At 67.9% G+C, this 19,375-nt stretch carries 14 protein-coding genes; 8 read left to right on the top strand and 6 right to left on the bottom strand.

The window, feature by feature from the left end; translation table 11 throughout:
• The first annotated feature begins 140 nt into the window (after nt 1–140).
• On the top strand, nt 141–1,058 hold the full coding sequence (locus ABIB49_RS01120) for a LysR family transcriptional regulator (RefSeq protein ID WP_226775898.1): 918 nt from the start codon (nt 141–143) through the stop codon (nt 1,056–1,058).
• 31 nt (nt 1,059–1,089) lie between these two features.
• Here ABIB49_RS01120 and ABIB49_RS01115 read toward each other — a convergent pair whose 3' ends face one another.
• Nucleotides 1,090–2,010, bottom strand: a complete 921-nt coding sequence (locus ABIB49_RS01115) for a spermidine synthase (RefSeq protein ID WP_226775897.1) — start codon at nt 2,008–2,010, stop codon at nt 1,090–1,092.
• 212 nt (nt 2,011–2,222) lie between these two features.
• On the opposite strand from ABIB49_RS01115, the gene ABIB49_RS01110 reads away from it, so the two are divergent.
• From ABIB49_RS01110 to ABIB49_RS01090, 5 genes are all read left to right on the top strand, one after another.
• A complete protein-coding gene (locus tag ABIB49_RS01110; protein ID WP_226775896.1) occupies nt 2,223–3,053 on the top strand; it encodes a hypothetical protein in 831 nt (276 codons plus the stop codon).
• Nucleotides 3,054–3,061: 8 nt separating this feature from the next.
• Entirely contained in the window at nt 3,062–3,463 is a 402-nt protein-coding gene (locus ABIB49_RS01105) for a phage holin family protein (protein WP_282359520.1), read from the top strand.
• A gap of 18 nt (nt 3,464–3,481) precedes the next feature.
• On the top strand, nt 3,482–4,090 hold the full coding sequence (locus ABIB49_RS01100) for a DUF3618 domain-containing protein (RefSeq protein ID WP_226775894.1): 609 nt from the start codon (nt 3,482–3,484) through the stop codon (nt 4,088–4,090).
• 84 nt (nt 4,091–4,174) lie between these two features.
• A complete protein-coding gene (locus ABIB49_RS01095; protein ID WP_226775893.1) occupies nt 4,175–5,347 on the top strand; it encodes a YihY/virulence factor BrkB family protein in 1,173 nt (390 codons plus the stop codon).
• Nucleotides 5,348–5,510: 163 nt separating this feature from the next.
• On the top strand, nt 5,511–6,518 hold the full coding sequence (locus ABIB49_RS01090; RefSeq protein WP_226775892.1) for a zinc-dependent alcohol dehydrogenase family protein: 1,008 nt from the start codon (nt 5,511–5,513) through the stop codon (nt 6,516–6,518).
• Here the strand turns inward: ABIB49_RS01090 and ABIB49_RS01085 are convergent.
• Together ABIB49_RS01085 and ABIB49_RS01080 are read right to left on the bottom strand one after the other, a co-directional pair.
• Nucleotides 6,510–9,716 (bottom strand): HAD family hydrolase, encoded by a 3,207-nt coding sequence (locus ABIB49_RS01085; RefSeq protein WP_354156586.1) that lies wholly within the window; start codon nt 9,714–9,716, stop codon nt 6,510–6,512. The two genes, ABIB49_RS01090 and ABIB49_RS01085, sit on opposite strands and share 9 nt — an antisense overlap.
• Nucleotides 9,717–9,794: 78 nt before the next feature.
• Nucleotides 9,795–10,379: a polysaccharide deacetylase family protein gene (locus tag ABIB49_RS01080; RefSeq protein ID WP_354156585.1), complete on the bottom strand. Its 585-nt coding sequence runs from the start codon at nt 10,377–10,379 to the stop codon at nt 9,795–9,797.
• Nucleotides 10,380–10,533: 154 nt separating this feature from the next.
• Between ABIB49_RS01080 and ABIB49_RS01075 the strand changes: the two genes are divergently transcribed.
• Nucleotides 10,534–10,827 (top strand): hypothetical protein, encoded by a 294-nt coding sequence (locus ABIB49_RS01075; protein ID WP_354156584.1) that lies wholly within the window; start codon nt 10,534–10,536, stop codon nt 10,825–10,827.
• 26 nt (nt 10,828–10,853) lie between these two features.
• On the opposite strand, the gene ABIB49_RS01070 is transcribed toward ABIB49_RS01075, so the two are convergent.
• Nucleotides 10,854–11,969, bottom strand: coding sequence for an SDR family oxidoreductase (locus tag ABIB49_RS01070; RefSeq protein WP_354156583.1), 1,116 nt, complete (start codon nt 11,967–11,969; stop codon nt 10,854–10,856).
• Nucleotides 11,970–12,144: 175 nt separating this feature from the next.
• Here ABIB49_RS01070 and ABIB49_RS01065 point away from each other — a divergent pair, with 175 nt between their 5' ends.
• Nucleotides 12,145–14,070, top strand: coding sequence for a heavy metal translocating P-type ATPase (locus ABIB49_RS01065; RefSeq protein WP_354156582.1), 1,926 nt, complete (start codon nt 12,145–12,147; stop codon nt 14,068–14,070).
• Here the strand turns inward: ABIB49_RS01065 and ppsA are convergent.
• Both ppsA and ABIB49_RS01055 read right to left on the bottom strand, forming a co-directional pair.
• Entirely contained in the window at nt 14,018–16,408 is a 2,391-nt protein-coding gene (gene ppsA, locus ABIB49_RS01060; protein WP_354156581.1) for a phosphoenolpyruvate synthase, read from the bottom strand. The genes ABIB49_RS01065 and ppsA overlap by 53 nt on opposite strands.
• Before the next feature lie 107 nt (nt 16,409–16,515).
• A complete protein-coding gene (locus ABIB49_RS01055; RefSeq protein ID WP_354156647.1) occupies nt 16,516–19,128 on the bottom strand; it encodes a cation-translocating P-type ATPase in 2,613 nt (870 codons plus the stop codon).
• Between the last annotated feature and the right edge of the window lie 247 nt (nt 19,129–19,375).

Genomic DNA, 19,375 nt, shown 5'->3' with positions numbered 1-19,375 from the left:
TCTGCACTCCTCAGTTTCGCGGTCGTCAACGGCCCAGAGGAGGCGCGAGGCACGTCACTGAGCAGCTTCACTGAGTATTGCCGCACAAAGTGGGCGATTCAATGGTCAAACAAGCACGTCTTATGTGCAGAATTGCAGATATGAATGCAAACCCTGACGACTTGCTGGTGCTCCTAGCCGTCTCCCGCTCCGCGAAGTTCACCACTGCAGCCCAAGCCCTCGGGCTGAACCATACGACGGTCTCGCGCCGGATCGCTGCCCTGGAGAAGGCTTTGGGCGGGCGGGTGCTCTCGCGTGCCTCCGGCGGCTGGGAGCTGACGGATCTGGGTGCGGAAGCAGTGCAGGTCGCCGAGCGGGTGGAGGCTGCGATCCGCACACTCGAACAGCCGGGACGGGCCCCGGACCCGATCACAGGCGTCGTCCGGATGACCGCGACTGACGGCTTCAGCGCTTACATTGCGGCCCCGGCCGTGGCGAGGCTGCGCCGGGACCATCCGGGACTCAGCGTCGAGATCATCACAGTGACCCGGCGGGCACTCCAGCAGCGTTCCGGGCTGGACATCGAAGTCGTGGTGGGCGAACCGCAGGTGCACCGGGCCGCGGCCGCCAGGCTGGGTGAGTACATGCTCGGCATGTACGCCTCCCGCGGCTACCTCGCTGAATACGGCACGCCCACAACTATCGAGGAACTGACCGCCCATTCACTGGTGTATTTCGTCGATTCCATGCTCCAGGTGGACGATCTTGACGCACCGCGGCGGCTGGTGCCGACCATGCGGGACGGGCTGAGCTCCACCAACGTCTTTGTCCACGTGGAGGCGACCCGTGCCGGTGCCGGCATCGGCTTCCTGCCCTGTTTTGCGGCCGACCTGCACCCGGACCTGGTCCGCCTGCTGCCGGCGCAGTTCGCCGAACTGCTGCCGTACTGGATGGTGCTGCGGCCTGACTCCATGCGCCGGCCCGCCGTCGCCGCCGTGGTGCAGGCGCTTCGGGAGCAGACGACAGCGCACCATGAGTCGCTGATGGGCCGGGGACGGATGTCGCCCGCGGCCCCGTAGGCGCCGCGCCGTCCCCGCCGCAGCAGGACCGCTAAGAAGCAGCCTGCGACGGCGGGTCCGCGGCCGGAGGGTCGTGACGGACTGACGCGCCGGCGGCAAACGCCCGAACCTTGGCGTCGTTCCAGATATGGGCAGGCACCCCGCCGCCCAGCAGGCGTCGAGCCAGCCCGGGATCGTCGTCGAACGGCACATCGCTTCCGGCCATGATCATATTCCCGAAGCGCCTGCCCTTAAGCATGGCCGGATCGGCGATGATCACTGTGTACTTAAAAGCGTCAGCGATCGTCGCCGCGTCCTCGCGGGCATTCCGAAGGTCCGGCGCGTCACCCGAGTTGACCACGTACATCCCACCGGGTGCCAGGACGCCCCGGGCGTACTCGTTGAACTCCCTGGTAGTAAGTGGGCGCGGCGTCAGCGAGCCGGCGAAAACGTCCCTGATGATCAGGTCCCGGGTCTGCGGCGTCAGGCTTTCGGTAACCGCGCGGGCCTCCCCCACCCGGAGTCGCATCAGCGGGGCCTTCGGCAGGTCGAACCAGCCCCGGACATACCCGGCCAGTTTGCCGTCGAGCTCCACCACCACCTGGCGCGCGTCCGGGTAGGCCGCGTGGAAGTAGCGCGCCAGCGAGCACGCTCCGCCGCCAAGGTGCAGGGCACGCAGTTTGGGCCGGGAATCCCGGGCCCAGCGGGATTCCACCAGGGCCGAGATCCAGCGCATGTACTCGAAGTCAAGGAACAAGGGATCGGCCAGATCGATGTGCGAGCTCATCACACCATTGATCCGCAACAGCCAGCCGTTGGAGTTGTCCTGGTCCGCGATCAGCTCGCAGTCACCGGTGTCGATGTAATAGACGCCTTCTACCGGCCCGTCGGGGCGGGTTCCCTTCGGGAGTTCCACCACCCCAGCCGTCCTTTCGGTGCTGCTTCGGCCAGCAGCCCGGCCCCGCTTCGCCATCAGCTGTGCACCGTTTTGCTCATGATTCAAGCGTAGTTCACCGCTCTGCGCGGCCGTCACCATGAGCCGGAGGCGGCGGGCGCACGCCGATCCGTCATCACAAAAGAAATAAAGCAAAGGGTACTTACTATTAGGTAGTAATCATGCTTAGTATTTACTCCCCAGCAATTGCTGGTTTGTGATCAGCAGCCGATCGTGAAAAGAGCGCGAAGATGACAGAGAACCACTGGCCCCAGGGCGGCAGCAACGGCACTCCTGCGGCTACCCAGCAGACGGCCCTCCGGCCGGAATCCACGTTCCCGCCGCCGTCCAACGGGTCCGCAAAGACCGACGCCGCCAAGGATGAGGCGGCGGATGTGAAGCGCCAGGCCGCGGATTCGGCCCGGAACGTGTCCGAGACGGCCAAGACGGAAGCAGCCACTGTTGCCGCCGAGGTGAAGACGAACGCCCGGGATCTCCTGCAGCAGGCGAAGTCGGACCTCACGGATCAGGCCGGCACGCAGCAGCAGAAGGTAGCCGCGGGCCTGCACTCCATTTCCACCGAACTGCACACCATGGCCGCAGCTTCCGAACAGCCCGGCGTCGCCACCGACCTGGTGCGCCAGGCCGCCGAACGCTCCTCGGCCGTCGCCGGGTGGCTCGATGGCCGCGATCCGGGCTCGCTGCTGACCGAGGTGAAGTCCTTTGCCCGCGAGCGGCCCGGCACCTTCCTGCTCCTGGCGGCCGGAGCCGGCGTGCTGGCCGGCCGGCTCAGCCGCAGCCTCAGCGCCGGCGCACCGGAACCGGCCGCCGCCGGTGCCACCGCAAACCCCGGCACCAGGGTCCCGGACACCGGCAGGGCAGTCCCGCCGCCGCCCGTGCAGCTGCCCGCCCCGGAAACCACGACGGCGGGCTTCGCGGACACGTACCCGCCGGCTCCCGCCGGGAATGACCCGTTCGGTGACACCGCCCGGCAGGACCGCTGGGCCTCCGAGCCTGTCGTGACTGAGCCGCTCCGGCAGGATCCGCTCCGCGATGACCCCTTTGACGGCGGCCGTCGATGACCAGCGACATGCCTCAGACCGCCGCGCACGCCAAAGCTGAATCCTCGTCCTTGGGTGACCTCCTGGGCGAGGTAACGCGGGACATGTCCACCCTGATGCGGCAGGAAGTGGAGCTGGCCAAGGTCGAGCTCAAACAGTCAGCGGCCCGCGCCGGCAAGGGCGGCGGGATGCTGGCCGGTGCCGGCGTCGCGGGCCACTTCGTCCTGCTATTCCTGTCCCTGGCGCTTTGGTGGGCGCTCGGGACGCTCCTGGGACTGGGCTGGTCCGGCGTCGTCGTCGCCGTCATCTGGGGAATCATCGCCGCAGCCCTGGCAGCCACGGGCCGCAAGGAACTCAACGCCATCAGGGGCTTGCCCCAGACCGTCGCTACGCTGCAGGAAATCCCTCCCACGCTCAAACCCACCCCCTAGATCCAGCGAGGAAACACGATGAGTGAAAACCCGGATGCCATCCGAGCAGATATTGAAGCAACCCGCGCACGGCTGGGCACGAACGTCGATGCCGTAGCGGACAAGGTCACACCGTCGCACATCGTCCAGCGGCAGACCGACAGGGTCAAAGCGAACGTCAAGGACGCCGTCTTCGGAGTGAAGGAAAAAGTCATGGGCGCTGCCGACCACACCGCCGGCAACGTCCACACCGCCGCCGGAAACACGGGTGCGCACCTCGGCAACGCCGGGGCAGCGATGGGGGGCGCCCCCGCGCAGGTCAAAACGAGGACCCGGGGCAACCCGCTCGCGGCGGGCCTGATTGCCTTCGGCGCGGGCCTGTTGGCCTCCGCCCTGATCCCGGCCAGCCAGAAGGAACGCGAAGCTGCTGATGCCCTCAAGACAGCGGCCGAGCCGTTCACCACCGAACTGACCGAGGCCGCCAAACACATGGCCGAGGGACTGAAAGAGCCCGCCCAGGCTGCGATGGAAAGCGTCAAGGCCAGCGCTGCAGATGCCACCGAGGCCGTCAAAGCCGAGGGCCAAGGCGCGGTCGCGGACGTCAAAGAGCGGACCGCAGAGGCCAAGGACACCGTCCAGCAGGCCTGATCCCGCGAGAACCCGGCCGGCCGACCTGCGCTCACGCGCCGGACGGCCGGCCGATGCGCTTAACCCGACAAAGGAAAAAATCCCATGACCCAAAACCCTGCCACGGCAGAAAATAGCAGCATAAACGACGCCGAAACCCAGGAGAGCAGCACAGCCAAGGCCCGCACGGCGCCCGCTCCGGACGATTCGCGCAAGCCGGACAGCCCCACGGACGTCACCAAACCGTCGTGGAAGTTCATCGCGAAGAAAACGCTGCGGGAATTCACCAAGGACCAGTGCCCCGACCTCGCCGCGGCCCTGACGTACTACTCGGTCCTCTCAGTTTTTCCGGCGCTCTTGGCGCTGGTGTCCTTGCTGGGGATTTTTGGGCAAGCCGAAAAGACCACCGCCGCGTTCCTGGAGATCGCCCGGGGATTCGCGCCTGCTGAAACCGTGGAAGCGATCCGCCAGCCAATCGAGCAGCTCAGCAGCTCCTCCGCCGCCGGACTCACCCTGGTGATCGGACTTCTTACCGCTCTCTGGTCCGCATCCGGGTATGTCGGGGCGTTCGGGCGGGCCATGAACCGGATCTACGAAATCGACGAGGGCCGGCCGTTCATCAAACTCCGGGGCACGATGCTCGCCGTCACGATCGCCACCGTGCTGATTGTTGTACTGCTGGCGGCCATGCTCGTCCTCAGCGGCCCCGTGGCCGAGTCCATCGGCAGCGCCATTGGTTTGGGCGGTGCCGTCCTGACAGCGTGGAACATCCTCAAATGGCCCGTCATTTTGTTGCTTGTGGTGCTTGCGATCGCCATCCTCTACTACGCGACCCCAAACGTAAAGCAGCCCAAATTCCGCTGGATGAGCCTGGGCTCGCTGATCGCCCTGGTGATCTTCCTGCTGGCATCCTTGGCCTTCGCGTTCTACGTTGCCAACTTCAGCAGCTACAACCGGACCTACGGCGCGATCGGCGGCGTCATCATCTCGCTGCTCTGGCTCTGGATCCTGAACCTGTCACTGCTCTTCGGCGCCGAATTCGACGCCGAAATGGAACGCGGCCGCCAACTGCAGGCCGGGATTGAGGCTGAGGAAACCATCCAGCTGCCACCCCGGGACACCAAGCAGAGTGACAAGCTGCAGGCGCGTGAAGAGGAGGACATCAAACGGGGCCGCGAACTCCGTGAACAGCACAGCACAGCGGGCGCGGGGGCCGTCCCGGGTCGCACTGCCGCTACCGAGGGGGATCGGCCCAACCCGCGGGACCAAAGCCCCTAGCCCGCTCCGACCCATTGAGTTCTACTGGGCGCAGTACCGACCGGAGGCGGACACGGCTGACCTGAACAAAGCGCGCGGCAATGCCTTGACTGTGCGCTGACCATGCTTCACCGGACCAATCCTTCAGAGGGGAGCTGGAGGTGACTTGGAGAGGAGGACGCCCGTGCGAGCATGGCGGGTAGGGCAGCCCGGGCCGATGAGGACAGGCCCCCTTGTGCAAGCCGAGTGCCCCGACCCCAAACCGGGCCCCGGGGAGGTATTGCTGCGGGTAAGGGTGTGTGGAGTCTGCCGCACGGACCTGCACCTGGCTGAGGGCGATCTCGCCCCGCGCCGGCCCGGTGTCATCCCCGGCCACGAGGTCGTTGGGGATGTCATTAAGTGCGGGGACGGCGCCACGCGGTTCTCACCGGGAAACCGGGTCGGCGTCCCTTGGCTTGGCGGGACCTGCGGCTCCTGCCGTTTTTGCCTGCGCGGAGATGAAAACCTCTGCCTCTCCCCCGTGTTCACCGGCTGGGACCGCGACGGCGGTTACGCCGAACTCATCACGGTGGCCGAAGACTTCGCCTACCGGCTCCCGTCGGGCTTCTCGGATGAGGAGGCCGCGCCGTTGCTGTGCGCGGGGATCATCGGCTACCGGGCGCTCTGCCGGGCCGATCTGCCCATCGGCGGTCGGCTGGGGATCTACGGTTTCGGCGGATCCGCGCATTTGGCGGCCCAGATTGCCCTTTTCCAGGGCGCGCGTGTGTATGTAATGACCCGATCCAAGGAGGCCCGGACCCTCGCCCTGGAGCTCGGCGCGACCTTCGCCGGCGGCGCCGATGAGCAGCCGCCGGATCCGCTGGACTCGGCGATCCTGTTCGCCCCGGCCGGCGGCCTGGTTCCGGTAGCACTGCGCGCCCTGGACCGTGGCGGCACCCTCGCTGTTGCCGGCATCCATCTAAGTGATATTCCGGCGCTGAACTATGCCACGGACTTGTTCCAGGAACGCCAGCTGCGCAGCGTCACAGCCAACACCCGGGCCGACGGCGAGGAGTTCCTGCGCGTCGCCGCGGAGATCCCGCTCCGGCCCACCACAGTGGCCTACCCGTTTGAGGCCGCGGACCGGGCGCTGCTGGATCTGTCCGAGGACCGGGTCACCGGAGCGGCGGTGCTCCGGATGGACTCAACGTAGCCGGCCAGTGGCGGGCAGGCCGGATCGGTCGTCCGCGCGCAGGAATTCGTGTTCCTGGCCCGGCTGGATCAGGACGCTGCGGGCGCCCACCCGCACCAGCACCGGGGCCGCGTCGCCAGGCGCTGCCGATACCCTGAGACGGTCGCGCTCCAGGTGAACGGCGAGCATCTGGTCCCGGTAGCGGACCTGGAAGTCCACGCGGCTGAGCTCGACGGGCAGCCGGGGGACGAAGTCGAGGGCATCGCGCGTAATCTGCAGCCCGGCAAAACTGCGCTGCACTACGTCGATCGTGCCGGCCATGGCGCCGAGATGGATGCCGCAGCGGGTAGTTCCGCCTTGGGTGTCATCCAGGTCCGCGTCCAGCGCCTCCCGGAACGTTTCCCACGCCCGCTCGGGATTCCGCTGCGCCAGCACCGAGGCGTGGGCCACCCGGCTGAGCGTTGATCCGTGCGCTGTCCTGGCCAGGTAGAAGTCCACAGTGGCTGCCATCTGCGCTGCGGTAACGGTATAGTCCATCCGGGCCAGGAACCGGATCAGCTGGTCCTCGCCCAGGACGTAAAGCAGCATCAGGACGTCGGCTTGTTTGGCCAGCCGGTAGTGGTTGGTGCTGTCCCCTTCCGCCTCCAGGATCAGGTCCAGCCGCTCGATGAGCCCGTAGCTTCGGCGGTAGTGGTCCCAGTCAAGTTCCCGGAGCGCGGCGTAGCCGTCGAACTGGCTGATGACGCCGTCGTCGTGGAACGGAACGAACATGCGGCGGCTGAGGTGTTCCCAGGCCGTCATCTCGGCGGCGGTGACCAGCAGCCTGGTCCGCAGTTCGTCCATGTCGAATCCACGCACGGAATGCATCATCCAGACGGCTTGGTCGAACACCCAGGCCGCCATCACGTTGGTGTACGCATTGTCGTTCAGCCCGCCGCCCGGGTCACCCGGGTTGCCGGTATGGTATTCATCCGGGCCCATAACTCCCCGGAGGTGGAAGCGGTCTTCGACCGGGTCGAATTCCGCCATGGACGCGAACAGCCGGGCGACTTCCACGATGATTTCCGCCCCATGCCCGGTGAGCCACCCGCGGTCCTGGGTGGCCTCGAAGTACTGCCAGGCGTTGTAGGCGACAGCGAGGCCGACATGGCGCTGGAGCCGCGAATAGTCCTTCATCCAGTGCCCGGACCGCAGGTTGAACAACAGCTTCGGCGTCTGTTCAGTGCCGTCACTGCCGCTTTGCCATGGGAACAGGGCCCCCTTAAGTCCCGCGTCCCGCGCCGCGTCCCGGGCCGCGCCGAGCCGCCTCCAGCGGTAATCGAGGAGCTCGCGGGCGAGGGCGGGCAGCCTCGAATTCAGCAGTGGGAGGACAAAAAGCTCATCCCAGAAGACGTGCCCCCGGTACCCTTCGCCGTGCAGCCCGCGGGCCGGTACACCGGCGTCGACTTCGGCGGTGTGGGTGGTGAGGGTCTGCAACAGGTGGAAGACGTGCAGGTTCAGGATCAGCTGGGCCTGCGAGCTGGCGTCGAACTCTATGACAAAGGGTTGGAGCAGGACGGCCCATGCGGCGTCGTGCTCGGCCTGCAGCGCCGTGAAACCGCCCGAGGCGCGGGCCAGGACGGCCCGGGCCGCCGTTCGGGGAGATGCGATGGCGTGATCGCGCGAGGAGGTCACGGCCACGGTCTTGAGGATCGTCAGCGGCGCACCCGCTGTCACAAAAACTTCGAAGCGGTGCGTGTGCAGCCCATTCAGCTGTTCGGGAATCCCTGCCCCGGGCGGCCCGTCGGACCCGGCGATTTCCGTCCGGAGCGCCAGGGCGATCCCGATTCCGCTGGTGACGGTCCGGACCTCCACTGTGAGTTCGGCGGCACCCGGGCCGTCCCCGGCCGCCGTAACCCGGACGGACCCCAGGTGCCGCTTGGACAGCGCCGCGTCCTCGGGGACGTTGGAGTTGGTGACCCCGGTGTCACAGCCGCTGCGAACGCTGACGCCGCCGTCCCAGCCGACGGCCGTGACGACCGTTTCCATCGCGGCCAGGTGCGGGACGGCCATTGACACCAAGCGGCGCTGCACCAGCAGAAGCTGCCGGCCGGCGTTGTCCTCCAGAAGCGCCTCCCGGGTCAGCACCGCCCGCTTCAGGTCCAGGGTGCGGCGCTCGCTGCGGAGCGAAAGTCCGCCTTCGGACCACCATGGCCCTTCGTCGATCCGGAGGTCCAGCGGCAGCCAGTCCGGAATGTTGACCATGTGTTCGTCGACAGTTTCCTGGTCCGCCACAACGCTGCGCAGGCTGTTGTAGACGCCGGCGAGATAGCTGCCGGGATAGTGCACGGCCCCGGCCCGGTGTTCGGGGGCGGCGCCCCGCGTGGCCAGGTAGCCGTTGCCCAGGGTGGTGAGGGCTTCGCGGTGGCCCTCATGCACCGGGTCGAAGCCTTCGTAGACCAGCAGCCACGGGTGTGTGATGACGAGTCCAATGTCCAGTTGGCTGACATCCTCGACGACGACGTCGGCGCCCGCCTCTTCCAGCGGGCCCCGGCGCCCGGACCGGTCGATGCCAACGACCAGCCCAAAGCCGCCGCGCCGGCCGGCTTCAACCCCGGCCGCTGATTCCTCGATGACCATGGCCCGGGCGGGCGGGATCCCGAGCCGCCGCACCGCTTCCAACGGCAGCGCGGGGGCCGGCTTGCCCGCAACGTCGCGGTCCAGGGCCGTCTGACCGTCGACGACGTGGTCGAAGAAGTCCCCGAGGCCGGCGGCGGCCAGCAGCGCGCCGGCGTTTCTGGCGCAGGTGGCAAGCACCACCGGAATTCTCCCCGCTTTCAGCCGGCCGAGGAGGTCCACTGTGCCCGGGAACGCCCGGACCGGTTGGTCACCGAGCAGCTTTTCGAACAGTTCGTTCTGGTGTGCGGCGAGCCCGAAGACGGTCCATTCCCCGGAGCCATCTGAGGGGTTGCCGTCCGGGACTGCCCCTCCGCGGGAGGCCAGGAAAGAGGTTACCGCGTCTTCCCACGTCCGGCCGGCCACGAGGTCCAGGTAGTCGTCGGTGCAGAACGGATCCCGGCGGGTCCCGGCTGGAAGCCTCGGGTCCTGGAGGACTGCGTCGAAGAGTTGCTTCCATGCCGCCGAGCGAAGACCGGCGGTGTCGGTGACCACCCCGTCCAGGTCAAAGATCACGGCATCGACGGGCGCAAGGGCTGCGGCTAGGGTGGGCGACTCCGTCATTCCTCAGTCGTATCAGGCCTGCGGCAACTGCGACAGTGGCCTTGTACCGCTATTCCGCCCCGCCGGCCCGAATAGCCCTCAGCCAAGCAGCGAATCGAGGGTGGTAAAGCCATAACCGGCCTGGCGGATCCGATCGATGATCCCGGGCAGCGCATCGGCGTCCAGGGTGGTCCCGTCGTCGGGATTGGAACCGATGTGCATCAGCACGATCTCCCCGGGTTGAAGGCCGGCGAGTGTCCGGTCAGCCACGATGCGCGCCGAGATCCCGCCGCTGCTGCCCTTCCAGCCCAGGGTGTCCACGCTCCAGCGGACGGCCAGGTAGCCGTAGGCGTTCACGGCAGCGATGGTCCGGGCATCGCGTTCACCGAAGGGAAAGCGGAACAAGGGACGGGGGTCAGCTCCGCCGGCCAGGATGGCCTGCTGCGCCAGAACCAGCTGGTCCCCGATCGCGGCGTCGGGGAGCCCGGTAAAACCAGGGTGGGTCATCGAATGGTTCCCCACCCGGTGGCCGCCCGCGACGATCGCCGCGACACCCGCCGGGTTGCCGGCCGCCCAGTTGCCGGTCAGGAAAAACGTGCCGCGAACGCCTGTGGTGGCCAGTGTCTGCAGGATGCTGGGCAACCCTGCGCCGTTGGCTCCGGCGTCGAAAGTCAGCGCCACCACTGCACCCACTCCCGGGACTACCTCCAGATCGCGGCCGGCGAGCGCGGCGGGGAACGGGACCGGGGGCGGCTCGGGCGCCGGGGGCGGGGGCGGTTCGGGCGCAGGCGCCGGGGGCGGTTCGGGCGCAGGCGCCGGGGGCGGTTCGGGCGCAGGGATGGCAGGCACCGGTACCGGCCCGGCCGGAGCCGTTTCGCTGGGGGTGCGGACCGGAACGTCCGACGGCGACGAACCCGGCGTCGGGCTGCCCGCCGGCTCCTCCGACGGGCCGGCGGTGTCCACAGGTGACGATGCCGGAGCTGACGACGCCGGCGGCGGTGTTGTCGGGGCAGCCGCCGGCGGGTTGGCTCTCAACACAACTGCAAGCACAACGGCGGCGGCCACCAAGAACACCGCAGCGGCGGCCACCAGCCACCGGCGTCGGCCGGAAAGGTTCGGCCTCATGCTTTAACTGTGGCACCGCCGGCGACAGCCGTACTAGGGCTGAAAGGCCCGGGCAGGCGGGGACGCTGCCGGTATCAGCCGGTCGGCCCGGTACCGGTCGAACAAGCGGATGAAGGAGTCTTCCGTGCGGCGGTAGCCGGTGAAGCCCGCAAGCCGGCTCTTGCTCATATCCGTAACAACTTCGAGGTTGCGGCCCAGGTCACCGTCTGTGTGCCACCAGGACGCGACCCGGGCGAGCTCGGGTTCGGCCAGCCCGTGGCGGGCGGCGATGCCTGCCCAGACGCCCTCCTGGCCGGACATCTGCTGTTCCAGCGGGCGTGGCCGGACCTCGTACCCAACGGATTCGACGCCGAAATAGGCGGCCAGCGCAGGCCACATGCGGCGCCAGCGGAAGAGGTCTCCGTTGACGATGTTGTACGCCTGGTCGGCTACCCCATCGGCGGTGGCCGCCCAGACCATGTGTTCTGCCAGGAGCCCACTGTCGGTCATGTCCGTCAGGGAGTTCCACTGCGTCTCGGAGCCGGGAAAGATGAACGGCAGGCCGAGTTCCCGGCAGATGGACGCCTGGACCGCGAGCGTTAGACCCATGTTCATGGCGTTGCCGACCGCATGTCCGATAACCGTATGCGCCCGGTGCGCGGACCAGCCAAAGCCCTGCCGGCCCGCGCCAGCCCATAACTCGTCTTCCTGGGCGTAGTAGAAGTTAGGCGTCGGCAACCTGGGCTCGCTTTCGCGGAACGGCGTGTCCGGCATCTCCCCCGCCGCGTACGCTTCAAACGGACCCAGATAGTGCTTCAACCCGGTCATCAGGGCCACGTGTTGCACTGGCTGGCCGCTGAGGCTCGCCAGCAGGTTCCGCAGCATGGCAGCGTTGGTGTCGATGTTTTCCTGTTCCGTGTCCATCCGCGACCACGCCGTGTAGAACACGTGGCTGGGCCGTTCACCCGCCAGGGCTTCACGCAGGCTCTCCACGGAGGTCAGGTCCGCACTCACGTGCCGGACATCGCCGCGCCGGATCGGGTGCCGCGAGAGGGCCACAACGTCCCAGCCCTCATCGGCCAGCCGGTCAACCAGAGCCGATCCGGCAATGCCGCTGGCCCCGACCACCAGGGCGGTCCTCGTATCAATGGTGCCTGAACTGCTTGCCACGCCGTTCCTCCTCGTGCTGTCCGCTGCGCCTCGCCGCCCCAACAGGGGGCACGGCGGGCCCAACCAACGTCATTCTCCGCCCGCTCCAGCCTCTCACAGACCGAACGGGGCGGGCAGTAGGATAAAGGCAGTGGAGCGCGCCTCACCAACCAGCGAATGCTAAGGCAGGATATCCGTGAAAATCCTTCTCCGATATCCGCTCGTTGCAGGCACAGTCGCGGCCCTGCTCGCCGTGCTTATCCTGCTCCTGTCCGGGCAGGAGCCGATTGCGCAGATCACAGCCAGCAGCTACGCCCTGGCGGTAGCGGCCTATCTGGGCGTCGGCATGGTCCGCCGGCTGATGGGTGGCCAGTGGGGCATCGACATCCTGGCGGTCACCGCCATTGTCAGCACCGTCCTGGTGGGCGAATTCATCGCCGCCATGATCATTGTCCTGATGATGGCCGGCGGCACTGCCCTCGAGGACTTCGCCGCCGGCCGGGCCAAAAAGGAACTGACCTCCCTGCTGGAACGCGTCCCGCAGACTGCCCACCGGGAAGGAGACGGCAGCTCCGCCGCCGAAACCAGCACAGGCGGCCAGCTCGAGGATGTTGCCGCCACCGACGTCCGGATCGGAGACATCCTGCTGGTCAGACCCGGTGAAGTGGTGCCGCTGGACGGCATCCTGCTTTCTGAATCCGGCAGCTTCGACGAGTCCTCCCTCACCGGGGAAAGCCTTCCGGTGGAACGGGTTGCCGGGGACGGGCTGATGAGCGGCTCCCTCAACGGCGAAGCCGCGGTCCGGATGCGGGTCACGGCCCTGATGGCGGATTCGCAGTACAGCCGCATCGTCGCACTGGTCAAGGAAGCCGCGGACAGCAAGGCACCCATGGTGCGGCTCGCGGACCGGTATGCCGTCCCGTTCACCGCCCTCGCGTACCTTCTCGGCGCGATCGGCTGGATCATCAGCGGCAGCCCGGCCCGGTTCGCGGAGGTGCTGGTGGTCGCCACCCCGTGCCCGCTGCTGATCGCCGCCCCCGTGGCCTTCCTGGGCGGCATGAGCCGTGCCGCGCGCGGCGGCATCATCGTCAAATACGCCGGCGTGCTGGAGCAGTTGAGCCGGATCAAGACGGTCGCCTTCGACAAGACCGGGACCCTGACCTACGGCCGTCCCTCCCTGGTGGGCGTCCGGACCTCCGGGTCCTTCACCAAGGACGACGTCCTGGCCCTGGCGGCCTCCGCCGAACAATATTCCTCCCACGTGCTCGCCGCCTCCGTGATGGAGGCTGCACGGAACCGCGGGCTCGTCTTCGAAACCGCAACGGAGGCCAACGAATTCGCCACGCACGGCGTCCGGGCACGCTTCGACGGCCGCGACGTGGTGGTTGGCAAGCCGAAGTTCGTTGCTGAATCGGCCGGCGGCGTCGAGGAATTCGAGCTGGCCAGCGGCGAACTCGCCATCTATGTCGGCGTCGCCGGGGAATTCGCCGGGGCCCTGGTGATGAGCGACCCCATCCGCGGGGAAACCCGCCGCACCTTGGCCGAGCTGACCGAACTCGGCGTTATCCAGACGGTGATGCTGACCGGCGATGCGCTCGCGACCGCCGAACACATCGCGGACGCGGCCGGGCTCACCGATGTCCGTGCCGAGTGCCTGCCGGCGGACAAGGTCGAAGCCGTCCGGGACCTGCCGCTGCGACCGGTCATGATGGTGGGGGACGGCGTCAACGATGCCCCCGTGCTGGCCGCCGCCGACGTCGGCATCGCGATGGGTGCCCGCGGCTCGACGGCGGCCGGCGAGTCGGCCGACGTCGTGATCATCCTGGACGACCTGTCCAAGGTAGCCGCGGCCGTGCGGATCGGCCAGCGCACCATCAAGGTGGCGCTGCAAAGCATCTGGATCGGCATAGCGCTGAGCGTGGCGCTGATGCTCGCCGCGGCTGCAGGCTTCGTCCCGGCCATCGCAGGTGCCTTGTCCCAGGAACTCGTGGACCTGGCGACAATCCTCAATGCCCTGCGCGCACTCAGTCCGGGCACCTCAGCGAAGGCCAAGAAGCAGGCTCCCGCCGCTACCGGGAAGCAGGCAGTTTCTCGGCTTCCGCGATCCGCGGAACGGTCCTGAGGTAGCTGTCCGGATTCAGCGAGATCGAATCGATGCCTTCACGGACCAGGAACGCCGCGAATTCCGGGTGGTTGCTGGGTCCCTGGCCGCAGATGCCGATCTTGATGCCGGCTGCGTGCGCCTTTTGGATTGCCTGGCTGATCATGGCCATCACGGCCTCATCCCGCTCGTCGAAGAGTGCGGCCAGCTGCGCCGAATCCCGGTCCACGCCCAGGACAAGCTGGGTGAGGTCGTTGGAGCCGATGGAGAAGCCGTCGAAGCGGGTGGCGAACTTGTCGGCGAGGACGACGTTGGACGGGATCTCACACATCATGTAGACCTGCAGGCCGTTCTGGCCCCGGACCAGGCCGTGCTCCGCCATCACGGCCAGCACCTTGTCCGCTTCCCGGGGGGTGCGGCAGAACGGGACCATCACAATAATGTTGCTAAACCCGAGCTTCTCGCGGACCCGTTTGAGGGCGGCACACTCCAGGGCAAATCCCTCGCGGTACCGCTCGTCGTAGTAGCGGGACGCGCCGCGGAAGCCGAGCATGGGGTTTTCCTCAGGTTCCTCGAAGGCGGAACCGCCGATCAGGTGAGCGTACTCGTTGGTCTTGAAGTCGCTGAGCCGGACGATCACGGGCCGGGGGAAGTGGGGTGCTGCGATCTTGGCGATGCCAAGAGCCAGGGCGTCCACGAAATAGTCCTTCGGGTCGGCAAAGCCGCTGGTCAGGGCACGGATCTGCTCGGCCTCGTGGGGGTCGGTGACCCGCTCGGGGTGAACCAGCGCCATCGGGTGGACCCGGATCAGGGCGCTGATGATGAATTCCATCCGGGCTAGCCCGACGCCGTCGGCCGGCAGCCGCCACCACTGGAAGGCTGCCGCGGGGCTGGCGATGTTGACCATTACTTTGGTGTGTGTCTCGGGCAGTTCACCGAGGTCCACGTCCTCGGTCTCAAACGCGAGGCTGCCCTGGTACACCCGGCCTTCGTCGCCCTCGGCGCAGGAAATCGTCACGGACTGGTCTTCCGCGAGCACAGCGGTGGCATTTCCTGTACCCACGACTGCGGGTACCCCGAGTTCCCGGCTCACGATCGCCGCGTGGCTGGTGGAGCCGCCGCGGTCGGTCACGATGCCTGCTGCCCGCTTCATAATCGGAACCCAGTCCGGGTCGGTCATCTCGGTGACCAGGATGGCGCCGTCGCGGAAGTTGTCGATGTCAGCGGCGCTGCGGATCACGCAGGCCGTGCCGTGGGCGATGGAATCGCCGATCGCGGCGCCGCGCACCAGTACACTGCCCGCCTCCAGCAGGTGGTGGAGGGTGAACCGGGAGCCGGTTTTTTGCGACTGGACCGTTTCCGGCCGGGCCTGGACCATAAACAGTTCGCCGGTCACACCATCACGGGCCCACTCCATGTCCATCGGCCGGGCATAGTGCTCTTCCACGCTCACGGCCCAGCGTGCCAGCGCGAGGATCTCGGCGTCGTCCAGGACAAAAGCGCGGCGTTCCGCGTCGGAGGTGTCCACCATTTTGGTGCGGGCGTGGCCGCCCCGGCTGTAGACCATTTTCCGGTCCTTGGAGCCCAGCGTCTTTTCGATAATCGGAGCGAACTCCGGCTGGGCCAGCAGCGGCTTGAAGACGACGTATTTGTCCGGATTGATGGTGCCCTGGACCACGGTTTCGCCAAGCCCCCAGGCGGCGCTGACCACTGCCACACCCGGGAAGCCGGAATCAGTGTCGATGGAGAACATCACGCCGGAGGCGCCGACGTCGGAGCGCACCATCCGCTGCACACCGATCGAGAGCGCAACGTCGAGGTGGTCGAAGCCCTTGACCTCGCGGTAGCTGATGGCACGGTCGGTGAACAGTGAGGCGTAGCAGCGCCGGCAGGCGTCCAGGAGTTCGCGTTCCCCGGCGATGTTCAGGAAGGTCTCCTGCTGCCCGGCGAAGCTCGCATCTGGCAGGTCCTCGGCGGTGGCGCTGCTGCGGACCGCAACGGAGAGCCGGTCCACCCCGGCCCGCTCCCCGAGTTCCCGGTAGTGGGAGCGGATGGACGCGGCGGTGTCGTCGGGGAACTCACTGTCCAGGAAGAGCTCACGGATGGCTTCCCCGGTGGCGCGCAGGGACGTTTCGCCGGCGCGGTAGGACTGGATCTGTGAGCGCATCGCCGGTTCGATGCCGTTGGCTTCGATGAACCGGCGGTAGGCGTCCGCGGTGGTCGCAAAGCCGCCCGGCACGCGCACACCCTTGGTTTTGAGGGACTGGATGAGTTCGCCGAGGGAGGCGTTTTTGCCCCCCACCTGCGGGACGTCGCCCATACCGATCTCTTCAAACCACAGCACCGGGGATTCAGCCATGTCGCAACTCCTGCTTTCGGCAATTGGGAAGGAAAACGCTGGACACGATGGTGACCGCTGGCGTCCGGCGCCCCTGGAGCCATCCTGTGGCGGCGGACCATCCGATGTCAGAGGCTTTGGACCTTGAATGCCGCGGCGGCCCGAGCGACCCTGCGGTGACGGACCGTTTTGTAGAGCCAGTCCGCAAGCAGCACGGCCGGGATGGCGGCAAGGGCCACGGCCAGGCCGCCGGGCGAGGGCGGGGCGTGGCCCAGCAGCGTTGCCAGCGGCCCGAGGAACAGGAAGACCGCCAGCAGTCCCAGCTCCGCCAGCACCGCCCAGATCAGCAGCCGGTTGCTGAACCAGCCCAGCCGCCACGGCGGCACGCTGGCGCTGCGGCAGGCGAAGGCGTTGGCGAGCTGGGCCAGGACCACCGTGGTGAACGCGGCGCCGGAGGCGGCCATCAGCACATCCGCCGCGGGCAGTGCCGCCCCGGGGGTCCAGCCCGCACCGAACAGGACAGCGGTGTACGCCGTCATTTCGAAAAGCGCCTCGACCGGCCCCAGCACTCCGAACACGCGGATCATCAGCCCCCGGTCCATCAGGTGCCGCCGCTCCGGGGGCCGTTTCAGTGTTCCCTTGCTCGGGGCCTCGCTGCCCAGCGCCAGCGCGGGCAGCAGGTCGGTGCCGATGTCGAGGGCCAGGACCTGCAGCACGCTCAGCGCCAGCGGAAACCGCCCGCCGGAGAGCGCCCAAATGACAAAGGGAGTAAGTTCGGCGACGTTGTCCGTCAGGTGGTAGGTCAGGAAGCGCCGGATGTTCGCGTAGGTGGCGCGTCCCTGCTCCACTGCGGCGATAATGGTGGCGAAGTCGTCATCGAGCAGCACCAGGTCCGCCGCCTCCCGGGCCACGTCCGTGCCGCTGCGCCCCATCGCCACACCGATATCCGCCTGCCGGAGCGCCGGGCCGTCGTTGACGCCGTCGCCGGTCATTGCCACGACATGGCCGCGGCGTTGCAGCAGGCGGGCGACCCGGAGTTTCTGTTCCGGGGTAACCCGGCTGACCACCACCCCGTCGCGGTCCAGCAGCGCGGTCAGGACGGCGTCGTCCTCGGGCAGGCGGTGTCCCTCCAGCACAAGCTCCGGGGTTCCGATCAGCCCGGTCTCCCGGGCGATGGCGGCGGCCGTGAAGGCATGGTCTCCGGTAACCATGGCCACTTTGATTCCGGCCCCGCGTGCCGCCTCGAGCGCCACCCGGACCTCGGCGCGGGGTGGGTCGTGCAGGCCGATCAGCCCCAGCAGCGTCAGTCCGCGTTCAACGTCCTCAAGCTTGAAATCGGCGCCGGGCAAGCCAGGCAGGCTCCGCTCGGCGACGGCCAGTACCCGGAGCCCGTGCGAGGCCATCTGGTCGACCATTTGCACGGCGCGGTCGGCGCCGTCGGCACCGTCCCCGCCCGCCCCGCCACACAGCGGAATCACGGACTCCGGGGCGCCCTTGACGTAAAGGGTGGTCCCGGCGATTGCGGATTCCCGCAGCCGCCGGGGATCGAAGGCGAAGCGGTGCGACACCGCGGGCTCAGCGGGGCGCTGTCCGGTTCCTGCCAGCCGGGCCGCCAGCGCATCGATGGCGGCCTCCATCGGATCGCCCTCGACGATCCACTGTCCCTCGTGGAGCACCGCACGGCCCACGGACGCGGCCAGCGCCGCGGTGCTGAGGTGCCCTGCCTCCCCGGTTCCCGTTCCGGTGACCTCGGCCTCCGGGCCGTACCCTGCGCCGATGATGCTGACCAATCCGGCAGGGGTCCAGACCTCGACGGCGTTCATCCGGTTCTGGGTCAGGGTCCCGGTCTTGTCCGTGCAGATAAAGGTGGTGGAGCCGAGGGTCTCCACCGCTTCGAGGTTCCGGACGAGTGCGTTGCGCCGCGCCATCCGCTGCGCCCCCACCGCCAAGGACAGCGTGACCGTCGGCAGCAGGCCCTCGGGCACAAGTGCCACGGCGACCCCGATGGCAAACAGGAAGGCGTCCCGCCAGGAGATTCCCACCAAAAGGGAGAGGACAAAAAACAGTACGCCGATGCCCAGTGCCATCGCGGCCGTGATGCGGACGATCCGTTGCAGTTCCCGGGCCAGGGGGCTGGGCGGCGCCTCGACCTTTCCGGTCAGGGCCGCGATTTCGGCGAGCCGGGTCTTCCCGCCGGTGCTCGCGACCACACCTTCAGCCTGGCCGTTAACCAAAAAGGTCCCGCCAAACACGGTGTCGCCGGGGATCTTGGCGAGCGCCTCGCTTTCACCTGTGAGCATCGATTCGTCCACGGAACAGCCTGCCGCCAGCGCCAGCCGGAGATCCGCCGGGACCCGGTCGCCGGCAACCAGTACGACGGCGTCGTCGGGCACCAGCTCGGTGGTGTGGACCTTGATGATGCGGTTATCCCGCCGGACCGAGACCATCGCCGGGAGCAGTTCGCGCAGCTTCGCTGCGGCATGCTGAGCGCGCTCCTGCTGGATGTAGGCGAACACTCCGTTCACCAGGATCACAACGACGATCGCGATGGCCAACTGCGGCATCCCGGCCAGGTAGGCCAGCACGGAGGCGCACCACAGCAGCACAGCGAAGAAATGCGTGAGTTCGGCCAGCAGCCTGCGCCAGCCGGGTACCGTGCCGGCCTCCGGGAGCTTGTTCGCCCCGAAGTGTTCCAGCCTCCGGGCGGCCTCCGCCGAACTCAGTCCCGCGACGCCCGGCACGGCTCCGGCGCTCTGGCCGCCGACGCCGCTCCGTCCGGAAGTGGCCCCCGGCGTCACGGCTCCCCGGAGCCGCTTAGGCGCAACATTGCGGACCAACCCGGATCAGGTAGCTCATGGTTTGAGGGTGCGCCTCCACGCCCGGCCCACGTTAGGGCCAAAGGTCACGGCGGGTGTGGACGAGGGACTGCCGCGCGCGATTCCCGCAGTCACCGAAAACGGCCGCACCGGCTCATGGCAGCGGCAGTTC

This window comes from Arthrobacter sp. UYCu512, assembly GCF_040547075.1.
Taxonomy (GTDB): Bacteria; Actinomycetota; Actinomycetes; order Actinomycetales; family Micrococcaceae; genus Arthrobacter.
Note: the sequence above shows the minus strand (reverse complement) of the source record. Positions and strands in the feature narration are given on the sequence as shown.

Bases quoted from the DNA above. Each gene is read 5' to 3' on its own strand.
- ABIB49_RS01120 (WP_226775898.1), top strand. From the start codon at position 141: ATGAATGCAAACCCTGACGACTTGCTGGTGCTCCTAGCCGTCTCCCGC.
- ABIB49_RS01115 (WP_226775897.1), bottom strand. From the start codon at position 2,010: ATGGCGAAGCGGGGCCGGGCTGCTGGCCGAAGCAGCACCGAAAGGACG.
- ABIB49_RS01110 (WP_226775896.1), top strand. From the start codon at position 2,223: ATGACAGAGAACCACTGGCCCCAGGGCGGCAGCAACGGCACTCCTGCG.
- ABIB49_RS01105 (WP_282359520.1), top strand. From the start codon at position 3,062: ATGCCTCAGACCGCCGCGCACGCCAAAGCTGAATCCTCGTCCTTGGGT.
- ABIB49_RS01100 (WP_226775894.1), top strand. From the start codon at position 3,482: ATGAGTGAAAACCCGGATGCCATCCGAGCAGATATTGAAGCAACCCGC.
- ABIB49_RS01095 (WP_226775893.1), top strand. From the start codon at position 4,175: ATGACCCAAAACCCTGCCACGGCAGAAAATAGCAGCATAAACGACGCC.
- ABIB49_RS01085 (WP_354156586.1), bottom strand. From the start codon at position 9,716: ATGACGGAGTCGCCCACCCTAGCCGCAGCCCTTGCGCCCGTCGATGCC.
- ABIB49_RS01075 (WP_354156584.1), top strand. From the start codon at position 10,534: ATGGCAGGCACCGGTACCGGCCCGGCCGGAGCCGTTTCGCTGGGGGTG.
- ppsA (WP_354156581.1), bottom strand. From the start codon at position 16,408: ATGGCTGAATCCCCGGTGCTGTGGTTTGAAGAGATCGGTATGGGCGAC.